Below are 18874 nucleotides of genomic sequence, written 5' to 3'. Positions count from 1 at the left end.
CAGGAGAGTCTCCACCCGGTCAGTCTTCAATGTGGCTGACGTACAATGATATCCGGGGTGAAATTTTAAGGTTTTATTACCATGGTGCATGATATAGGATCACGGAGCACGTCAAGATAAGGTGATCGGAACAAGCATGGCTGTCGCTGCAATTATCACAGGAACGGGGCTATACACCCCGACCAGTTCTATCAGCAATGATGAGCTGGTCACGAGCTACAATACCTGGGCTCAGAAAGAGAATGACAAACACCAGCAGGCAATCGCTGCCGGTGAAAAAGACCCCCTGCCATTGAGTAACAGTGCCTTTATAGAAAAAGCTTCGGGCATTAAAAGTCGTTATGTCATGGATCGTGAAGGTGTTCTTGATCCTGATCGTATGGTACCCCAGCTACCCGAGAGGGATGACGAAGAAATCTCTGTTCAGTGTGAAATGGCATTACATGCTGCCAGAGATGCGCTTTCCCAGGCACGAGTGAGGCCGGAAGAGATAGATCTGGTCATTGTGGCTTGCTCCAACCTGCAAAGGGCTTATCCTGCCATTGCCGTTGAGGTGCAGTACTACTTGGGAGCATCTGGCTACGCCTACGATATGAATGTGGCCTGTTCTTCTGCGACTTTTGGTATCAAAGCGGCAACGGATGCCATTCTGTCCGGTAATGCGCAGAGGGTTCTGGTGATCAGTCCCGAGATCACTTCTGCTCATTTGAATTTCCGTGATCGGGACAGCCACTTTATTTTCGGAGATGCTTCGACAGCTGTTGTAGTTGAAGCGGAAAGTGTTGCCAGTAATGAGAAAGGCTTTGAAATTCTGGGTACCAGAGCCTGGACTCAGTTTTCCAATAATATCCGTAATAATTTTGGGTTCCTGAATCGTGCTGATGAGTCCGGTATTGGACAACCCGATAAGCTGTTTGTGCAAAACGGTCGCAAGGTTTTCAAGGAGGTCTGTCCTAAAGTGGCAGAGATCATTTCAAGTCACCTGGATGAGTTGAGACTGACGTCTGAGAAACTCTCTCGTCTTTGGCTACACCAGGCGAACCTGAGCATGAATCAGCTGATTTCACGCAGGGTATTAGGCCGTGAAGCGACTCCGGCAGAAGCGCCGGTTATTTTGGATGAGTACGCTAACACCAGTTCTGCAGGATCAATCATTGCTTTCCATAAGTATTCAGCAGATCTGGAAGCGGGTAGTTGTGGTGTTATCTGTTCTTTCGGAGCGGGTTACTCTATTGGCAGTATTGTCGTCAGAAAACGCTGAGAGCCTTTCGTTGAATAGGCGGCTGGTCGACTCCACTGCGAAATAGTGCGATGAGTGGGCAAATTTACCTATTTGTCATTACCCATTACAATAGCCTGCAATTTTTCCCGAATGCTTGCCAGTAACCGGAAATCGAAAGACGGGGTTCGGATTGTTTTCTGTTGCTGGGGCGGAGATCTGAATGACTGAGAAGGTAAGAGATCAGGACAAGACTCACTTTGGTTACAAAGATGTCAATCCTGATGATAAAGAGAAACTGGTGGCGGGTGTTTTTCACTCAGTGGCTGATAGCTATGATGTGATGAACGACCTCATGTCGATGGGCGTACACCGGCTCTGGAAGCGTTTTACCATAGAGCTTTCTGCGGTTCGCAAAGGTCATCAGGTTCTGGATATTGCCGGTGGCACCGGCGACCTCACAAAACAGTTTTCCCGTCTGGTGGGCGACACGGGTCGGGTCGTGCTGGCTGACATCAATGAGTCGATGCTCAGGGTTGGCCGTGATCGTCTGATTGATCAGGGCATTGTCGGGAATGTTGAGTATGTTCAGGCCAACGCCGAGTGCCTGCCATTCCCGGAAAACACGTTCGACTGCATAACCATTGCCTTTGGCCTGAGAAATGTGACCGATAAGGCCGAAGCACTGCGCTCTATGTGCCGGGTTCTGAAGCCTGGTGGCCGACTGCTGGTGTTGGAGTTCTCAAAGACTAACAATCCTTTGTTAACCAAAGTCTATGATGCTTATTCCTTCTCCCTGTTGCCGGCGATGGGTAAGCTGGTGGCAGGTGACTCAGAGAGTTATCGCTACCTGGCCGAGAGTATTCGCAAGCACCCGGATCAGGAAACCCTGAAAGCCATGATGAAAGAAGCCGGTTTTGTGAATACCACCTACCACAACATGACCGGCGGCATTGTTGCCCTGCATAAAGGCATCAAACCCTGATTATCATGAAGACGGCATTTCTGGCGTTTGTGGAGAACCGGATCAATCAGCTGTTGAAGCTCGATCCCGTTACAGCCGGGGCTTTAAAGTCTCTGGACGGCAGCGTTATTCATCTCATTGGTCTTCAGCCTGATTTTAACTGCTATGTTTTTCTGGACGCCTCAGGAGTTCGCTGTGCTGGCTGGCATGAGGGCTCTGTTGATGTCACTCTGCAGGGGCCATTAAGTAGTTTTATAACGCTTGCCGCTGATCGAGACGCTTCCTGGGATGCCATCAGAGGGCTAAATGTCTCGGGTGATCAGAAAGTTCTGGAAGCGCTGCAATCTACCCATCGAGGGATGCAGCTCGACTGGGAAACCCTGATCTGTGAGCAAGTGGGTCCAGTAGCAGGGCATTCACTGGCTGAAGGGCTGCGCTTCATAACCTCAACGCTGACAGGCTTTGGAGAAACGCTTCCTGGCCAAGGGGCCGCTTATCTTCAGTACGAATTGGAGCTGGTGCCCTCAGAGTCTGAAATCGGTGCTTTCAGTCGTGAGGTTACCGCTCTGAGTGAAGCTGTGGAAAGCTTGAGCAGACGTTTGAACAAAACTTGATGGGAAAGCTGACAAGGCAGCCTCGAGCGCAGAACAGCCCCTTTGTGAGTTAAGCAAGCGAGTTGAGCAAACAAGAGTATCGCGGGAGAAAAGGGTGCTGCAGTTAACCCGTTTAATAAAAATTGTTGGGGCTATTGCCCGCTACAGGCTGGACGATCTGGTCGAGATCGACTGCCTGCCTTTTCCTGCCAGAGTTCTGATGCGACTCCTTCCCTGGCGATACTTTATCAAGAACAGCGACCCCAGAGCCGTCCGACTCAGAAAAGGGCTGGAATCCCTGGGACCTATCTTTATCAAGTTCGGCCAGATTCTGTCTACCCGTCGCGACCTGTTGCCTGAAGATATCAGTGATGAATTGGCCCGACTGCAAGATCAGGTGGCGCCTTTCCCTGCGACAGAGGCCGTAGCCATCATTGAACGAAGCCTGCAAGCCCCGGTTTCAGAACGGTTTGACCGCTTTGATCACGAACCTATGGCTTCTGCGTCCATAGCCCAGGTGCACACTGCTCGACTGCATAGTGGAGAAGAAGTGGTGGTTAAGGTGATACGGCCTGGCATAGAGAAGGTGATCCGCAAGGATATTCGGCTGATGTACGGCTTCAGTCGTTTGCTGGTCGCGCTTGTAAGAGAAGCCAGAAGGCTCAGGCCAATAGAAGTGGTCAGGGATTACGAGAAAACGATTCTTGATGAGCTGGATCTGTTGCGGGAAGCTGCCAACGCCTCTATGTTACGCAGGAACTTTATCGACTCACAGTTGCTGTTTGTTCCCCGAGTCTATTGGGATTACTGCAAACCTTCAGTGATGGTGATGGAGCGAATTTATGGTGTGCCTGTTGCTGATACAGATACCCTGAAGGCGAAGGGTACCGATATGAAAAAACTAGCGGAAAGAGGTGTTGAGATCTTTTTCACCCAGGTTTTCCGCGACCGGTTTTTCCATGCCGATATGCATCCGGGGAATATTTTTGTCGATATCTCTGACCCTTCTGAGCCAAAATATATAGGCATTGACTGTGGTATCGTCGGTACTCTGGAACCTGAAGATCAGTATTATCTGGCCTGTAATCTGCTGGCCTTTTTCAAACGGGATTATCGCAAGGTCGCCCAACTGCATGTGGATTCAGGCTGGGTTCCTTCCCATACCGTAGTAGGTGAGCTTGAAGCCGCTATTCGGACAGTCTGTGAGCCCATATTTGAACGGCCATTGAAAGATATATCGTTCGGGCATCTGTTGGTCAGATTGTTTCAGGTTGCACGAAGGTTTGAAATGGAAGTTCAGCCCCAGCTGGTTCTTTTGGAGAAAACGTTACTGAATGTCGAAGGTCTGGGCCGACAGCTTTACCCGGAACTGGATTTGTGGAATACAGCACAGCCTTATCTTGAGAAATGGATGAAGGATCAGGTCAGCCCCTGCGGAATCGGCCGCACAGTACATGATAATATTCCCGACTGGCTGCTGAGTGCGCCTAATATGGCCAGAAATGCTCTGCACAGCGTTAAACAGTTTTCGGAGCATCAGCGAAAGCTGATGGCCATACATAATCGGGCAGACCGGCGAACCGACAAAAGCAAGTGGTTGGGTGGGGTATTGGTTGTACTGGCCGCTACTGTTCTGGTCTTCCCTGAATGGTCTGCACAGCTTCCCTGGCAGGGAGTGTTAACGGGAGGAGCCGGGGTCTGGCTCCTGATTCGATAGGATTGGAGATAAGTAGCATGAGTTGGTTGGATGACGTTCGCTGGAACAGTGATGGTTTGGTGGCCGCGACAGCCCAGGATCATCAAACCGGCAGGGTGCTGATGCAGGCCTGGATGAACCGGGAAGCCTTGGCCCTGACCGCTGAAGAACAGCAAGCAATATACTGGTCACGTTCCCGGGGCAAGCTCTGGCGTAAAGGTGAGTCATCCGGTCATGTGCAGAGACTGCATGAGCTGCGGCTGGACTGTGATGGCGATTCTGTTCTGCTGGTGGTAGAACAACTTGGTGGAATAGCCTGTCACACAGGGCGGGAATCCTGCTTCTATCGTAAGTTGACCGAGGACGGTCAATGGTTAACTACGGATGAAGTTCTGAAAAGTCCCGATGCCATCTACGGTGAAGACAAGAGCGGAAGCAGCGATAATGAATAACATCCTGGATAAGTTGGAAGCTGTGCTGGAAGAACGCCGTCAGGCCAGTCCGGGCAGCTCCTATGTTGCCAGTCTGCATGACGCGGGTATGGACAAGATCCTGAAAAAAGTCGGTGAAGAGTCGGCAGAAACGCTGATCGCAGCCAAAGCAGCAGAATTTGGCGGCAGTCTTGATGATGTGGTTTACGAAACGGCGGACCTCTGGTTTCACTCTCTGATCATGCTGTCCCACCTGGGGCTGAGCTACAGAGAAGTTCTTAAAGAGCTGGAGCGACGCTTTGGTCTGTCTGGCATAGAAGAAAAGGCCTCTAGGCAACCCTCCTGAGTGAGGAAAAACCGGATATCCGGTAGAATAGTATTGATCATACGGCTGCACTTGCAAGAGGGCAGTTGTTAATGTTTCCAGGGGATGTTGGCATAGTGGCTGGCATTTCCCGGCCAGTCTGAAAGGAAGGTGCATTATGGGGTTTGGTGGAATCAGTATCTGGCAGTTGCTCATTATCCTGCTGATTGTGGTGATGTTGTTTGGTACCAAGAAATTGAAAGGCCTGGGAAGTGACCTGGGGGGGGCCGTAAAGGGATTCAAAAAAGCGATCTCTTCTGACGAAGAACAGAAGCCCGGGCAGTCTGAGAACAGTCATCAGAAAAAAGAGACTGAAGATACTCAACGTAAATCCTGAGTCAGGTTGCAGGCCAGTTTGCCTCATCCCTGTATCAGGACAGGATAAACTGCTTTTACGTTCAACACGTTTTTGAGATACCTTTGGAGATAAAGTGTTCGATATCGGTTTCACAGAGCTGCTTCTTATTGCTGTGATCGCTCTGGTCGTTCTGGGGCCAGAGAGGCTGCCGGGTGCGATTCGAACCACGGCCTACTGGATCGGCAAAATTAAACGCAGTTTTCAGTCTGCCAGGGAAGAGCTGGAAAAAGAACTGGATGTCGATGGCATCAAAAGACAGATTCATAACGAACAGGTTATGAAAGAGTTGGAAAAGACCCGCTCTCAGGTGGCTGAGTCGATCAAGGAGCCATTGGAGACATTAAACAAGTCCATTGAACCTGGTACAGATCGCGATGAAAAGGACTCTGGTGGCATTAAAAACAGAGCTCAAAACGAAACTGAAGAGAAAAAAGACAAGAGCGCATGAGCGAAGATGGAGCCAACAAAGAACAGCCTCTGGTTCAGCATCTTGTTGAGCTAAGGAGTCGTTTGCTGCGCAGTTTTGCAGCTGTGCTGGTGGTATTTTTGGGGCTCTTCTATTTTTCCAACGATATTTATCGATTCGTTTCAGAGCCCCTGACGGTGCATTTACCCGAGGGTAGCACCATGATTGCCACCGAGGTAGCTTCGCCCTTTCTGGCCCCCTTCAAGCTAACCCTGTTTGTGGCTTTTTTTCTGGCGGTTCCGTATATTTTGCATCAGTTATGGGGGTTTATTGCGCCGGGTCTTTATAAGAATGAGAAACGGTTGGCTATTCCCGTACTGGTAGCCAGTGTTCTGCTTTTTTATCTGGGGATGGCCTTTGCCTATTATGTTGTCTTCCCGATTATCTTCTCTTTCTTTACTACCGTCGGACCCGAATCGGTAACGGTGATGACTGATATCAATCGATACCTCGAATTTATACTGAAATTGTTTTTTGCCTTCGGCATGGCTTTTGAAATTCCTGTAGCGACATTAATGCTCGTGTGGAGTGGTATTTCAACGGTAGAAAGCCTTTCGAAAAAACGCCCCTATGTCGTCGTTGGCTGTTTTGTTATAGGTATGTTGCTGACTCCCCCTGACGTTGTTTCCCAATCCCTTCTGGCCATTCCGATGTGGTTGTTGTTTGAAGCCGGTCTGTTTTTCTCCAGACTTCTCATCCGAAGAACGTCAGATTAAAGTCGGGATTTCTCTCGCTGTTGGGCTATTGTGTGAATTCCTGCCACTGAAATGACTCGCCCTGCTTTGACTAAGTTGAATGGAGGATGACATAACTTTCAGGACGCATATGGATAATCTTCAGAAGACACCGCAGGACGACAGTATTCTGCACCATCTCAGGATGGCTGCGATCAGTATTAGCAAAGCAACTTCTCTGGCACTTGGCAAAGCCCGGGCTTTCTGTCGGAGTGTCGTTGCAGTGCTGATTCCTTACCGTCTGAAAAAAAACCTGGATTCTTTTAAACCACCTGCGTCACCTATGAAACAGCGCTCCATAACGGCTATGGGATCCCAAAAGCTGTCAGCATTACTAAAAGGCTATTCATTTCCGGAGGTGGATGCATTCAAGGACGATTTCAAACTCCGGGTTAGAGATGTTATGGATGATATCGTTGCTATTGGAGGCGATAAAGAACAGAAGCTATACGAGACAGTAAAGAGCAGCCTTCTTCAAAGAATTGATGATTGCGGATCTCTGGATGAGATACTGGTGTGGTTGAATGATGTGGTACCAGAGCCCTATCTGAAGAGGCTGTGTATGAGCTTCCTGCAGATTGGGCGGAAAACCGGGGCCGATTTGGGGCTGTCAGAACAGGGCCATTTATGGCTGGAATCCATGATTCAAAATGAATCGTTTGAAGGGCTAAAGGAAAATCTGTTTCAGCAATTGAAATCCGAGCTGGGTCAATCCACTGAGTGGCTGGCGGAAGGTTTTAAACAATATACAGCGAAAGAGCGCAGTCTTTTACATTCGATTCAGACGGTCGGAGATGTGCCAGAAATGGTTTCACATCTCGATAACCACTTTGAGCATTGTGAACAATATGGTTACCTTCTGAAACTGAAAAAACTGGTCGAGAAGGCTGGATTTAAGCGGGGAGCATTTAGGGTGCGGGCCCCGCTACTGGCTGCTGGTTATGAACTGGGTACATTTAAAGAGAAATTTTTCCTTCTTCTGGAATTGATTCATAAGAATCAAAGTGAAGAAATAGACAGTCGATCCGGCCTGATAACAAAACAAATCAGTGCCCTGGCCCTGAATGTCATGAAGGCCAGCAATATCAATGACGTATTTGATTTGATCAAACAGGAGGCACCTTCAAAATACGCGAAAGACCTGCTGACTGCCTTCAAGGAAATCTGTGAGGAAACCGGCGATAACTTGCAGCTGGATACATCCATAAGACAGTTTCTGGAGGATCGCGAAAACTGCGCTGAAGACACCTCTTTAGACTTAAACTGGAGTCATGTGTCTCAAGACTTTGAGATGGTAGCCAAGCTGAAGGCAGGCCTGATCGGTGATATTGACACTATCATCAAGGGAATAGCAGACGAATGTTATGCGAAGGCTGTTCAGGAAAAGCTAGATAAAGAGGGCGAGTCTGCCTCGTCAGAAAAAAAATACGTCTTCGTTTCATATGCCGAGGTTAATCCCGAAGATCTGCCCGATGTTAAAGCGCTGAGAGCACTGAAGACAGAGGTCGAACGCTGTGATTCTTATGAAGACATGGTTACAGAGTTGATCAAGCATGCGCCTGAAGAATACACCAGACCTTTGTTGCATGGACTGGAAGAAATCTATGAAAAGCTGAAAGAGTCTAATGAGGAACTCTCTGATCCAGAGGAAGTCTCACAAGCTCCCGATTTTGTGTCTGATAGCATACATGAAATATCTCCCCCGGTTGAGGTTGACGAATTAAAAGACTTTGAGGTGTCTTTAGATGATGCGCAAATACTCAATAAGGCTCGTGATTCCGAAAAAAAATATAATTTGAAAAACGTATCTATTGGGGATCAGTTAAAAATAACAATGTTAAAGGCGCCCAATAATTCTCAAGGGGAAGAAGTGTTAGATGATAAGCAAGATGTTTTGTGTGATTTTTTATTTCAACGAGACATAAAAAAAGTTTTTAAAATAAAGATAAAAGGTAAAGAGTTTGCTATTTCCGTGCCGACGAAAAGTTATGAAGCGAGGCATTGGCCTACTGTGTTAAAGGAAACACAGTCAACAGAACGACTCAGGCAGCTAGGTTTTAACACGCTCTCTTTTCATAAAACCGTTCTTGTCGAGATAGACGGTGTGACTGTTCCCGCCACAGTTATGCCTTTATTTGACGATCTTGATGGCCAGATTGCAGATCATAAAAACGCCTATATTCTCGATTCGTTTATAGACGACATTGCTGTTATAGATCAAAGTACTGGAGAAAAGTTCAAGGCTGAAGAAATTCCTGACGAAGTGGCGTTTTGTGGTGTACTTCAACATGCTATTGAAGACGCAGGCATATTGGTGAAGAATAAAATATGTCTGGACTCTGGCTCAATTAACTATCAGATACTCGAGTCTGGTGATGTTAAGTTGTTTTTGCCCGATTTTCCAAGAGGTATAATCGAAACAAATTACACACATATGGATTTATGCAAAGCTTATGCTTCTCACTTGGTAGATGGTTTTGTTCGGTGTCTTAGAAAGCAGGATTGCATGAAATTTGAGACAGTCCATAAAAACCCAAGATTCAAGCAAAAATTAATTGAGTTGATCGATCTGGCTTCCAAGGGGGAGAGAACCCCTGGACCTCCCAGGGAGTCAAGTTGACTCCCTGCAACGGATCTTCGATAAAATTAGCCTTTCGTTAAGGGCGCTTTATCTGGAAAATGCAGGTTTCTTTTCTGACTATTGATGCTTCCCGATATGAACCTGCTGTTATTGACTCCCACCGATTTTATTTCTGAAAGCCGCGTCAGGCTGACGGGAAGATCTCTTCAGCATGTCCTGAACGTTCATCGCTCTCAAGCGGGTGACAGCATCAGAGTAGGGATGCTGGATGGAGAAATGGGTCAAGGCGTTATTGTTTCTCTGACGGATCAGGCAATGGAGTTGGATGTCTGTCTGGATCAAAAGCCTCCTGAACCTCTGCCTCTGACGATTCTGCTGGCTCTCCCGCGTCCGAAAATGCTGAAAAGAAGTCTGCAACACTTGTCGTCTCTTGGGGTTAAGAAAATCATTCTTATGAACAGTTACCGGGTCGAGAAAAGCTTTTGGCAGTCGCCCTGGCTGACAGGAGAAAAAGTCCGCGAACAGCTTATTCTGGGGCTGGAGCAGGCAAGGGATACGCAGCTCCCGGAAGTTATTCTTGAGAAGCGCTTTAAGCCTTTTGTTGAGGATCGATTACCCGCCATTATGGACGGCAAGCGTTGTCTTGTCGCCCATCCTTCAGGCGGAGTCCCATGCCCTCATCAGGTCGATGATCAAGTGGTTCTGGCGATTGGGCCTGAAGGTGGATTTATTCCTTACGAAGTGGAAAAGCTGGAAGAGGCAGGGTTTGACCGGATTCATCTGGGCTCAAGAATTCTCCGGGTTGAAACCGCTGTCACAGCGATTACCAGTAAATTGTACGACTGAATGGTATTTTACACTGACCTGCGGTTTAGGTATGTTGTAAGAAAAGCCTTCCCGTTCGCAGAGTGAGTGTATGGATACACAAAGCGACTTTTCATTTCCAGTATTGAGCCATTGTTCAAAATCTCTGGCTTTCTTGCTTTTGTTTTTCCTCAGCGGAAAACTGACAGCCGCTGATAAAGGTGCTTTACTGGATGAGCTCTATGATGACGCTCAGCTGGAACAGCAGCTTGGTTGGGTGCTTTCCAGCATGACCATTAACCAGAAGGAATATTCACTGCCTCCGGAAGTGGTGAGTACGGTTAATCAGGTCGTCAAGGTCCGCTACAGTCCCGATCTTTTCAAATCTTCCATGGAAGCGACTCTCGATGAAGCGTTAAGTATCGGTGAATTACTGAAACTTTTGGACTGGTATAACTCGGCACTGGGTCAAAAAATTCTGCGCTTGGAAATGGAAGCCAATGATCCTCGCAATGCAGAGCGTATGCAGGCTTACATTCAAGAAAAATTATCCACTGAGTTACCTAGAACCAGTCGTGTTCGTCTGATTGAAGAATTGATGGAAACTCTGGATGCGGTTGAACTGGGTACTGAGCTGGCTGCCAGTGCGTCGGTGGGAGCCAAGCGCATACTCCATGAAGTCATGCCGATCAATGACGGACGTCCTTTAAGACCGCCTGAGGTGCTCAAGGCAAGGGAAAAGCCGATCATTCGTAAGGGGATGAACGATCATATGAGGTACGTCTATCTCTATACCTATCGAAGCTTGCCAGATAGTGAGATTCGCGACTATCTGAATTTTGCCCGAAGCTCTGCCATGCAGAATTTTCAGCGTGGTCAGATCCTGGCTATAGCCCGAATTCTTTAAGTCATCTCCTGAGGGTCCACGTCCAATGTCCAGCGAAGGTCTTTCGGTAATTTCATGGAATCCAGGTGTTTGACGGCAATATCCAGTAAGCGATGCAGAGAAACACGCTGGTAACTCTGCAATAACAGCTGATAACGATAACGCCCCTGTCTTTTTTCCATAGGCGCCGGGATTGGGCCCAATACTCTGACAGAGCCTTGCTGGTGGTGGTTTAATAAAATATGCCTGAGACTTTTTAATAAATTTTCCCCCGCTGCCGCCATAGATGACTCTGTTCTGAACAGGGCCAGATAACCTTCAGGTGGTAGCTTGAGTTGTTTTCGTTCGATCATCAAGCTGTCTGCAAAGCGACTGTACGGCTGGCTGACCAGCATCTGCAAAGCGGGATGCTGAGGGTTATGAGTTTGGATAATGACATGCCCCGGTTTCTTTTCCCGGCCTGCTCTGCCAGCGACCTGAAGGATCAACTGTCCGGTTTTTTCCAGCCCTCGGAAATCGGAACTGAACAGCCCGGAATCGGCATTGATGATTGCGACCAGAGTAACATCGGGAAAATGATGGCCTTTGGCCAGCATTTGAGTTCCTAGAAGTATGCAGGGTTCGCCAGTTTGGACCCTATCCAGAATCTCTGAAAGCGCATTTTTTCGACGAGTCGAATCTCTGTCCACCCGAATCAGAGGAATAGTCGGGAATATTTGCTCCAGAATTTGTTCGCACCGTTCGGTACCCTGACCTGCAGGCTGAAGGTTTTTACTGTGGCATTTTGGGCATGACCAGGGAATAGCAGTTTGGTAATCACAGTGATGACAATGCATATGAGGTGGCGTGCGATGCAGTGTCAGATGGGCATCGCAGTGCGGGCAATCCATGACTTCACCACAATCATGGCAGATCAGGGAGGGGGCGTAGCCTCGGCGATTCAGAAAGACCATGACCTGTTCGCCCTTATCCAGAGTTGACTGCATCCTTGTTATCAGGCCCTGGGCAAAACCTTCATGGAGTATTTGCTGACGGATATCGAGTAGTTCCAGAGTCGGTGGGCGGGAATGTCCTGCCCGGCTGCTGATCTCAAGATGGCTGTAACGACCTTTCCTGGCGTTCACGAGGGTTTCCAGAGAAGGGGTGGCGGATCCCAGGACAACCGGGCAGTCTGCTATTTTTGCCCGGTATATGGCCAGATCCCGCGCGTTGTATCTGAGGGTGTCCTGCTGTTTGTATGAGTTGTCGTGCTCTTCATCAACAATAATTAATCCCAGTTTGGGTAGAGGCGTAAAAATTCCTGAGCGGGTAGCAATCAATACCCCGGCTATGGTTCGGCTGGCAGCAAGCCAGCCCTGCAAACGTTCGCCATCACTCAATCCGGAATGAAGGCAGGCCACGGGGACAGAGAACCGGCTGCGAAATCGTCTGACGGTTTGAGGCGTCAGACCGATTTCAGGAATCAGAACAAGCACCTGTTTACCGGCTTTAAGAGTAGCTTCTATGGCCTGGAGGTAGACTTCCGTTTTACCACTCCCGGTGACACCATCCAGTAAAACAGGGTGAAAAGTGAGGCATGCCAGAATGCCTTTCAAGGCGAAAGCCTGTTCAGTATTCAGGTTCAGCGGTTCCTGTCTTAGCGGGTTTGCATACTCAGTGAAATGTTGGTCAACCCGCTCAACTTCGTGTACGACAACTCGTTGTTTCTTTTGCAACTGGGTGAGAATGGTTTTACTGATACCGACTTCCCGAAGTTCTGGCTCTGACAGACCTTCGGGGTATTTTTCCAGCCATTGTAATGCCTTGAGTTGTTTGTGAGCTCTTTTCAGAGACTGGGTGATGGCTTTATCAAGCGGGGCGGTGGGGCGCCAGAGTGCTATTTTTTCCCGGGTTGCAGGTTTTCCCTGTCGGAGGGCTTTGGGCAATGCCTGAAGCAGGGTTTCTCCCAGGCTGTAGTGATAATAACTGGATGCCCATCGGCAAAGTTGCATGATGTCTCTGGGGATTAGAGGGCTCTGGTCTGGAACAGCAGAGACTTTTTTGAGCTTTTCTCTGGGATAATCGGATTCAGGTTTAATGGCTTCGATTATGCCAACCAGCTTTCTGGGTCCAAATGGAACCTGAACTCTCATACCCGGTTGCAGGTTTGCCTCACTATCCGGAGGAAGATAGTCGAACATCTGCCTCAATGGGGTGGGTATGGCGATGCTGAGATAATTATCGTCACATGAGGTCATGAGGCTACTTTTAATGGCTAATGGCGTCAGGAGCCTTCCGACAGGCTCCCGCTCAGTTTAACCTGAGTTGCGGTTCGGTTGAAATGAACGGTCAGTGAAATACCAGTATTTGCCTGACGGGGATACTTTGGTATGATTCTGCCACAATTTTCCAGGGTCACTGAATGGCAGTCTCTGGGCAGTGCATTCTATTGACTGCCCCGGTAATGACAGTTTGTGACCGTTTCGCGTGCGGTGCCCAGGCCGAGTTGCTATTAGCCAGAGACCGGGTGGCGGCACGCATTGTTTTGAGGTAGATCCCATGAAGCCGGAAATCCATCCGAATTACGAAGAAATCGAAGTTACCTGTTCCTGCGGTAACAAGATCAAGACTCGCTCTACTCTGTGCAAAGATCTGCACATTGAAGTTTGTTCGAAGTGCCACCCATTCTACACCGGCACTCAGAAAGTGATGGACACTGGCGGTCGTATCGAGCGCTTCACCAAGCGTTTTGGCAAGGTAGGTGCTCGCAAGTAAGCATTTACATGCTTGCTTTTTAGCCGGACAGCCACGAATCAGAAACAGTCGTAAGCTATAGAACAGTCATGAACTTGGAATAGTGTGAGTTGAAAATACCGCTATGCTTGTTCGGAGAATGATTCTAAAGGTAGTATGATGAGCTTTTCTGACTTTGCTGGCTGTGCAAAAAAGGCGATTCGCATTTTTGCGGGCGCCTTTTTTTGTGTTTGGCAGTTTTGCCTGATCTCCCCCGCATTTGCCATTGAGACCTGCACTCAGAGTGGCCCTTCAGAAACTGTAAAGTGGGATTATATTGTTGACGGCGATTCATTGTGGTTGAAGGATGGTCGTAAAATTCGTTTCCCCTCCATCAATACACCTGAAATAGCCTATGAAAAAAAGCCGTCAGAACCCTTCGGAGATGAAGCCTCTCTGGCCCTCAAAAAGTTGCTGTCAGGAACGCAAAAAATCAGGATTCAGGTCGTTGGAAAAGACCATTATGGTCGAGTACTTGCCCATCCCTTTTTAATGGATGGTCGATCCATTGAGTCACTGCTCATTGAAAAAGGCCTGGGTTACCAACTCTTTTCTGAGGAGCTTGATACTTATCGGCAATGTCTGAAGCGGCAGGAAGCCGAAGCAAGAAAAGAGAAAGCAGGTGTTTGGTCAAAAAATCCTGTTCTGGATATCAAGGACAACGGGTTGAAACCGGGTTTCAGAGTACTCAGGGGCAAAGTCGTTGAGGTTGCGAGTTCCAAAAAAAGTGATTTCTTATGGGTGGAAATGGATGGCCCGGTGGTTATTCGTGTGCCCAAGTTTTCTGTAGATGCAGGGTGGCTAAAAGGTCTGGCAGGTCAGCGTATTGAATTCAGAGGCTGGCTGGTGGATCGCGAGGAAAAAAATAAAGGAGGACGTCGTTACAAGCGTTGGATGGTAGGTATTTACAGTCGAGATGGCGTCCAAAAACTGGAATAGTGTTCTGATGAGCATCACTTGATAGTCTGTGCTCTTTCTGTGAAAGGTATTCTGTTCATAGTTAAGGGTGGCACAAAATGTTTTGCCTGCGCTACAGACATTTCGTTACTGAGCATTAATTTGGGTATCCGGTCTGTAGATATACTTTTCTGGTCTACCGAATCCTTGTTCGACAAAGAGTGATCCTATATTCTCCACACTTAAGACCTCATATTTTCATTAGGATTAAAGTACAAGGATATGAAGCAAGCCGCCCTGGATTACCATGCTCAGCCTAAACCCGGAAAGATCTCGATTGAACTGACCAAGCCGGCGGAGACTGCCAAGGATCTGTCTCTGGCCTATAGCCCGGGCGTCGCAGAGCCAGTGCGTGAAATCGCTGCTGACTCTGAAAATGCCTACAAATACACCATGAAAGGTAATCTGGTCGCAGTGATCAGTAACGGTACTGCGATTCTTGGTCTGGGTAATCTTGGCGCGCTGGCCAGTAAGCCTGTGATGGAAGGCAAGGCTCTGCTGTTCAAACGTTTCGCCGGAATAGATTCCATTGATCTGGAAGTGGACTGCCAAAGTCCTCAGGATTTCATTGATACAGTCAGGCGGGTTGCCTGCAGTTTTGGTGGTATTAACCTTGAGGATATCAAGGCACCAGAGTGTTTTGAAATCGAGCGTCGTCTGATTGAAGAGTGCGATATTCCTATCTTCCATGATGATCAGCATGGTACTGCAATCGTTACTGCGGCAGGTATGTTGAATGCTCTTGAGATTGCCGGCAAGAAGATCGAAGAAGCCCGTCTGGTCTGTCTCGGAGCTGGTTCTGCAGCCATCTCTTGCGTCAAGTTGTTGATCAGCTGTGGCATGAATCCAGCCAATATTTTTATGCTGGACAGTAAAGGCGTTATCCACACAGGGCGTGATGACCTTAACCAGTATAAGGCTTTGTTCGCGGTTGAGACCGATTGCCGTAATCTGGACGATGCAATTAGTGGGGCTGATGCTTTTCTGGGTCTGTCTGGGCCAAACCTTTTGTCTAAGGAACAGCTGGCAAAAATGGCTGAGAATCCTATTGTGTTTGCCTGTGCCAATCCTGATCCTGAAATTCGTCCAGAGCTGGCCAAAGAAGTGCGCTCTGATGTCATTATGGCAACAGGCAGGTCTGACTATCCGAACCAGGTTAATAACGTTCTCGGCTTCCCATTCATCTTTCGTGGTGCTCTGGATGTTCGAGCCAGTCGCATCAATGAAGAGATGAAAGTAGCCGCTGTTCAGGCAATTCGTGAATTGGCCAAGGAGGCAGTTGTCCAGGAGGTTGTCGATGCCTACGAGGGGGCTGAGCTAATCTTTGGTCCGGAATATATTATTCCCAAACCGACTGATCCTCGTTTGCTGGGCTCTGTATCTGCCGCAGTGGCAAAAGCTGCTGTGGATTCTGGTGTAGCTCGTCAGCCTTATCCTGCTCATTATCCTTTGAGGTCTCTGGAGGATATTTAGACCAGAGATTCAGTCGTCATAAAAAAAGCCCTCCCTGATTTCAGGCGAGGGCTTTTTTTGCTAAGTAAGCTTCTGCACCTGACTGAGTGCTAGAACAAATCCTCTGGTTTGAGTGAGCCGCTTTCTTCCAGTAAGGGAAGGCTTCCCTCGCTAAAACTCTTGGGAGTATTTTCTTTCCTGAACAGTTCGAAAATAGCTTCAGGATCGCCTTGTTTTGCCAGTTGCCCTGTTTTCGAATTAATTCGAACCGTTTCTATGCCTCCTGGCTGGGGCAGGCGTCTTACCGGTTGGTCTGCCAGAGCAGTTTTCATGTAACTGATCCAGATGGGTAGAGCGGCATTAGCTCCAAACTCCCACCGGCCCAGAGTGGAGAAGTTATCCTTGCCGACCCAGACACTGGTAAGCACATCGGGGTTAAATCCGACAAACCAGGCATCCTTGCTTTCATTTGTGGTGCCTGTTTTACCGCCAATATCGTGACGTTCAAGGACTCTTGCTCTTTTACCGGTGCCTTTCCAGATGACATCGCGCATGATGTCATTGAGGATATAGTTGACTCGGCTGTCCATAACAGACTCAGCTTCATTGACAATGTTCAGGGAGGCCGTAGGTTCGTCTCCCGTCAAGGGTGTTGAGGTTTCAGTTACTTGCTCTGAAACAAATCCCTCCTCAGGCGTCCCTACCTTACGACAGTCCCGACAGACAATAACCGGGTTGGCCTCGAATACTGTGTCATCCAGAACATCGACTTTCTGAATCAGGTAGGGCGTGACTTTGTAACCGCCATTGGCAATCGTAGCGTAGCCTGTGGTCAATTCCAGCGGTGTCATGGAAACGTTACCCAATGCCAGAGAGAGGTTTCGGGTCAGGGTCTCTTCAGGCAATCCCAGCTTCATCAGGAAGTTCACAGTTCGCTTAACACCAATTTGCCTGAGGATCCGAATCGAGACCAGGTTCCGTGAGCGATAGAGGCCTTCTCTGAGCCGCGTTGGGCCATTGAACTTCATATTGTCATTATTCGGGCGCCAGACGCCTTCAAGTCCCTGATCAGCAAAAACAACGGGAGCATCATTGATGATGGTAGCGGCGGTCAGTCCCTTATTAAGAGCGGCCATGTAGATAAAAGGTTTGAAAGCCGACCCCGCTTGACGGATGGCTTGAGTGGCACGGTTATACATACTGTCGTAGAAATTGAAGCCGCCGACCAGAGCGAGAATAGCCCCATTTTCCGGATTCATGGAAATCAGAGAAGATTGAGCCTGGGGTTCCTGGCTCAGACGGAAGCGGCCGTCAGGCATCTTTCTTACCCAGATCAGATCACCTGCCTTCAGAATGTCAGACGCCTGTTTGGGATTATAGCCATAGGCATTAACATTGATATAAGGCTTTGCCCATTTCAGATTGTCCCAGTCAATCTGATTGGTCTTATCCTCTTTCATCAGGATTGTCACCGATTGATCTGCTACGGCGGTGACCACGGCTGGTATAAGGACACCGGCAGAATGGGTTTCTTTCAGGGTCTTTTTCCAGAAAGCCGTTGTATCTTTTTCCTGTTGAACAATGGGCTTACCATTGTCGACCTCATTCAGGTTGCTAACAGGTCCCCGGTATCCATGTCTCTCTGTATACGCAAAAAGACCATTGGCAACGGCTTCGTTAGCTGACCTTTGTAAGATACTGTCAACAGTGGTGTAAACCTTGAAACCTTCCGTGTAGGTTTCCGGGCCAAACTTCTCAATCATTTCCTGACGAACCATCTCGGCGATGTAGGGAGCTTGCAGTTCGATCTTGGGACCGTGGTAACTAGCCGTCACTGGAGCCTTAAAAGCCTCTTCATAATCAGCCTGGTTGATATAACCCAGATCATACATCCTGCCTAGAATCCAGTTTCTGCGAATCCGTGAACGTTCGGGATCATTGATCGGGTTATAACGGGAAGGAGCCTTGGGCAGGCCCGCGATCATGGCCCACTGAGCCAGATTGAGTTCATCGATCGATTTACCGTAATAAACCTGTGCCGCAGCCTCTACTCCGTAAGCGCGGTTACCCAGATAAATTTTATTAAGATAGAGTTCAAAAATTTCGTCTTTGGTCAGTTGCTGTTCAATCTGGATAGCCAGCAGAATCTCGTTGAACTTTCTGGAGAAGACCCGTTCGTGACTCAGGAAAAAGTTTTTGGCCACCTGCATGGTGATCGTGCTGCCTCCTGACTGGATTCGACCGGTTGAAGCCAGCTGCACAGCAGCTCGCATTAGACCCATGATATCGACGCCGGGGTGGTGGTAGAAACGGTCATCTTCAGCTGCCATGAAGGCTTTAATCAGGGGTTCAGGGGCGTCCGCGAAGTGTATAGGTGTGCGACGCATTTCGCCAAACTCTGCGATCAGTTTTTCGTCCTTTGAAAACACACGCAGAGGCGTCTGCAGGTGAGTATCACGCAGGGTGTCAACTGAGGGCAGCGAAGGGCTCAGATAGAGATAGGCGCTGGCTGCTATCAGGGTGATGCCGCTGACGGCTGCCAGGCCGCTCCAGAGCAGAAATTTTAAAATTTTTACCGATCGATTCATGCTTGGCTG

17 protein-coding genes are annotated in these 18874 nt (G+C 48.5%); 15 read left to right on the top strand and 2 right to left on the bottom strand.

All coding sequences use genetic code 11. From position 1 onward, the window contains the following. Positions 1-136: 136 nt before the first annotated feature. From ACOMG9_RS18705 to ACOMG9_RS18650, 12 genes are all read left to right on the top strand, one after another. Positions 137-1261 (top strand): beta-ketoacyl-ACP synthase III, encoded by a 1125-nt coding sequence (locus tag ACOMG9_RS18705; RefSeq protein ID WP_448218005.1) that lies wholly within the window; start codon positions 137-139, stop codon positions 1259-1261. 181 nt (positions 1262-1442) lie between these two features. Further along, on the top strand, positions 1443-2204 hold the full coding sequence (gene ubiE, locus ACOMG9_RS18700) for a bifunctional demethylmenaquinone methyltransferase/2-methoxy-6-polyprenyl-1,4-benzoquinol methylase UbiE (protein WP_317145435.1): 762 nt from the start codon (positions 1443-1445) through the stop codon (positions 2202-2204). 5 nt (positions 2205-2209) lie between these two features. Continuing rightward, on the top strand, positions 2210-2797 hold the full coding sequence (locus ACOMG9_RS18695) for a ubiquinone biosynthesis accessory factor UbiJ (RefSeq protein ID WP_448218004.1): 588 nt from the start codon (positions 2210-2212) through the stop codon (positions 2795-2797). Between the two features lie 94 nt (positions 2798-2891). After that, positions 2892-4493, top strand: a complete 1602-nt coding sequence (gene ubiB / locus ACOMG9_RS18690; RefSeq protein ID WP_494529231.1) for a ubiquinone biosynthesis regulatory protein kinase UbiB — start codon at positions 2892-2894, stop codon at positions 4491-4493. Positions 4494-4510: 17 nt separating this feature from the next. Then, complete coding sequence (hisI, locus tag ACOMG9_RS18685; protein WP_422134917.1) at positions 4511-4924, top strand: phosphoribosyl-AMP cyclohydrolase; 414 nt, start codon at positions 4511-4513, stop codon at positions 4922-4924. Then, positions 4917-5249, top strand: a complete 333-nt coding sequence (locus ACOMG9_RS18680; protein WP_422134916.1) for a phosphoribosyl-ATP diphosphatase — start codon at positions 4917-4919, stop codon at positions 5247-5249. Before hisI ends, ACOMG9_RS18680 begins: the two co-directional genes overlap by 8 nt. Before the next feature lie 136 nt (positions 5250-5385). Further along, entirely contained in the window at positions 5386-5604 is a 219-nt protein-coding gene (tatA, locus tag ACOMG9_RS18675; protein WP_422134915.1) for a Sec-independent protein translocase subunit TatA, read from the top strand. A gap of 94 nt (positions 5605-5698) precedes the next feature. Then, a complete protein-coding gene (gene tatB / locus ACOMG9_RS18670; protein WP_422134914.1) occupies positions 5699-6073 on the top strand; it encodes a Sec-independent protein translocase protein TatB in 375 nt (124 codons plus the stop codon). Continuing rightward, a complete protein-coding gene (gene tatC / locus ACOMG9_RS18665) occupies positions 6070-6807 on the top strand; it encodes a twin-arginine translocase subunit TatC (RefSeq protein WP_448218002.1) in 738 nt (245 codons plus the stop codon). The genes tatB and tatC overlap by 4 nt, the downstream gene beginning before the upstream one ends. A gap of 109 nt (positions 6808-6916) precedes the next feature. Next, the gene (locus ACOMG9_RS18660) at positions 6917-9445 is read left to right on the top strand and encodes a hypothetical protein (protein WP_494529230.1); all 2529 of its coding nucleotides are present in this window, start codon (positions 6917-6919) and stop codon (positions 9443-9445) included. 96 nt (positions 9446-9541) lie between these two features. Next, positions 9542-10252, top strand: a complete 711-nt coding sequence (locus ACOMG9_RS18655; protein WP_422134911.1) for a 16S rRNA (uracil(1498)-N(3))-methyltransferase — start codon at positions 9542-9544, stop codon at positions 10250-10252. A gap of 70 nt (positions 10253-10322) precedes the next feature. After that, complete coding sequence (locus ACOMG9_RS18650) at positions 10323-11117, top strand: DUF2059 domain-containing protein (RefSeq protein WP_448218000.1); 795 nt, start codon at positions 10323-10325, stop codon at positions 11115-11117. Here ACOMG9_RS18650 and ACOMG9_RS18645 read toward each other — a convergent pair. After that, positions 11114-13333: a primosomal protein N' gene (locus ACOMG9_RS18645; RefSeq protein WP_422409778.1), complete on the bottom strand. Its 2220-nt coding sequence runs from the start codon at positions 13331-13333 to the stop codon at positions 11114-11116. The two genes, ACOMG9_RS18650 and ACOMG9_RS18645, sit on opposite strands and share 4 nt — an antisense overlap. Positions 13334-13634: 301 nt before the next feature. On the opposite strand from ACOMG9_RS18645, the gene rpmE reads away from it, so the two are divergent. The 3 genes from rpmE (at position 13635) to ACOMG9_RS18630 (ending at position 16298) form a co-directional block, all read left to right on the top strand. Continuing rightward, positions 13635-13850 (top strand): 50S ribosomal protein L31, encoded by a 216-nt coding sequence (rpmE, locus tag ACOMG9_RS18640; RefSeq protein ID WP_257279891.1) that lies wholly within the window; start codon positions 13635-13637, stop codon positions 13848-13850. A gap of 135 nt (positions 13851-13985) precedes the next feature. Beyond that, entirely contained in the window at positions 13986-14807 is an 822-nt protein-coding gene (locus ACOMG9_RS18635) for a thermonuclease family protein (RefSeq protein ID WP_422134908.1), read from the top strand. Between the two features lie 240 nt (positions 14808-15047). Beyond that, complete coding sequence (locus tag ACOMG9_RS18630; RefSeq protein ID WP_422134907.1) at positions 15048-16298, top strand: malic enzyme-like NAD(P)-binding protein; 1251 nt, start codon at positions 15048-15050, stop codon at positions 16296-16298. Between the two features lie 89 nt (positions 16299-16387). On the opposite strand, the gene ACOMG9_RS18625 is transcribed toward ACOMG9_RS18630, so the two are convergent. Continuing rightward, positions 16388-18865 (bottom strand): penicillin-binding protein 1A, encoded by a 2478-nt coding sequence (locus ACOMG9_RS18625; protein WP_422138711.1) that lies wholly within the window; start codon positions 18863-18865, stop codon positions 16388-16390. Between the last annotated feature and the right edge of the window lie 9 nt (positions 18866-18874).

It is taken from the genome of Endozoicomonas sp. PH6C (assembly GCF_059322965.1).
This window is presented reverse-complemented; position numbering and strand designations above follow the sequence as displayed.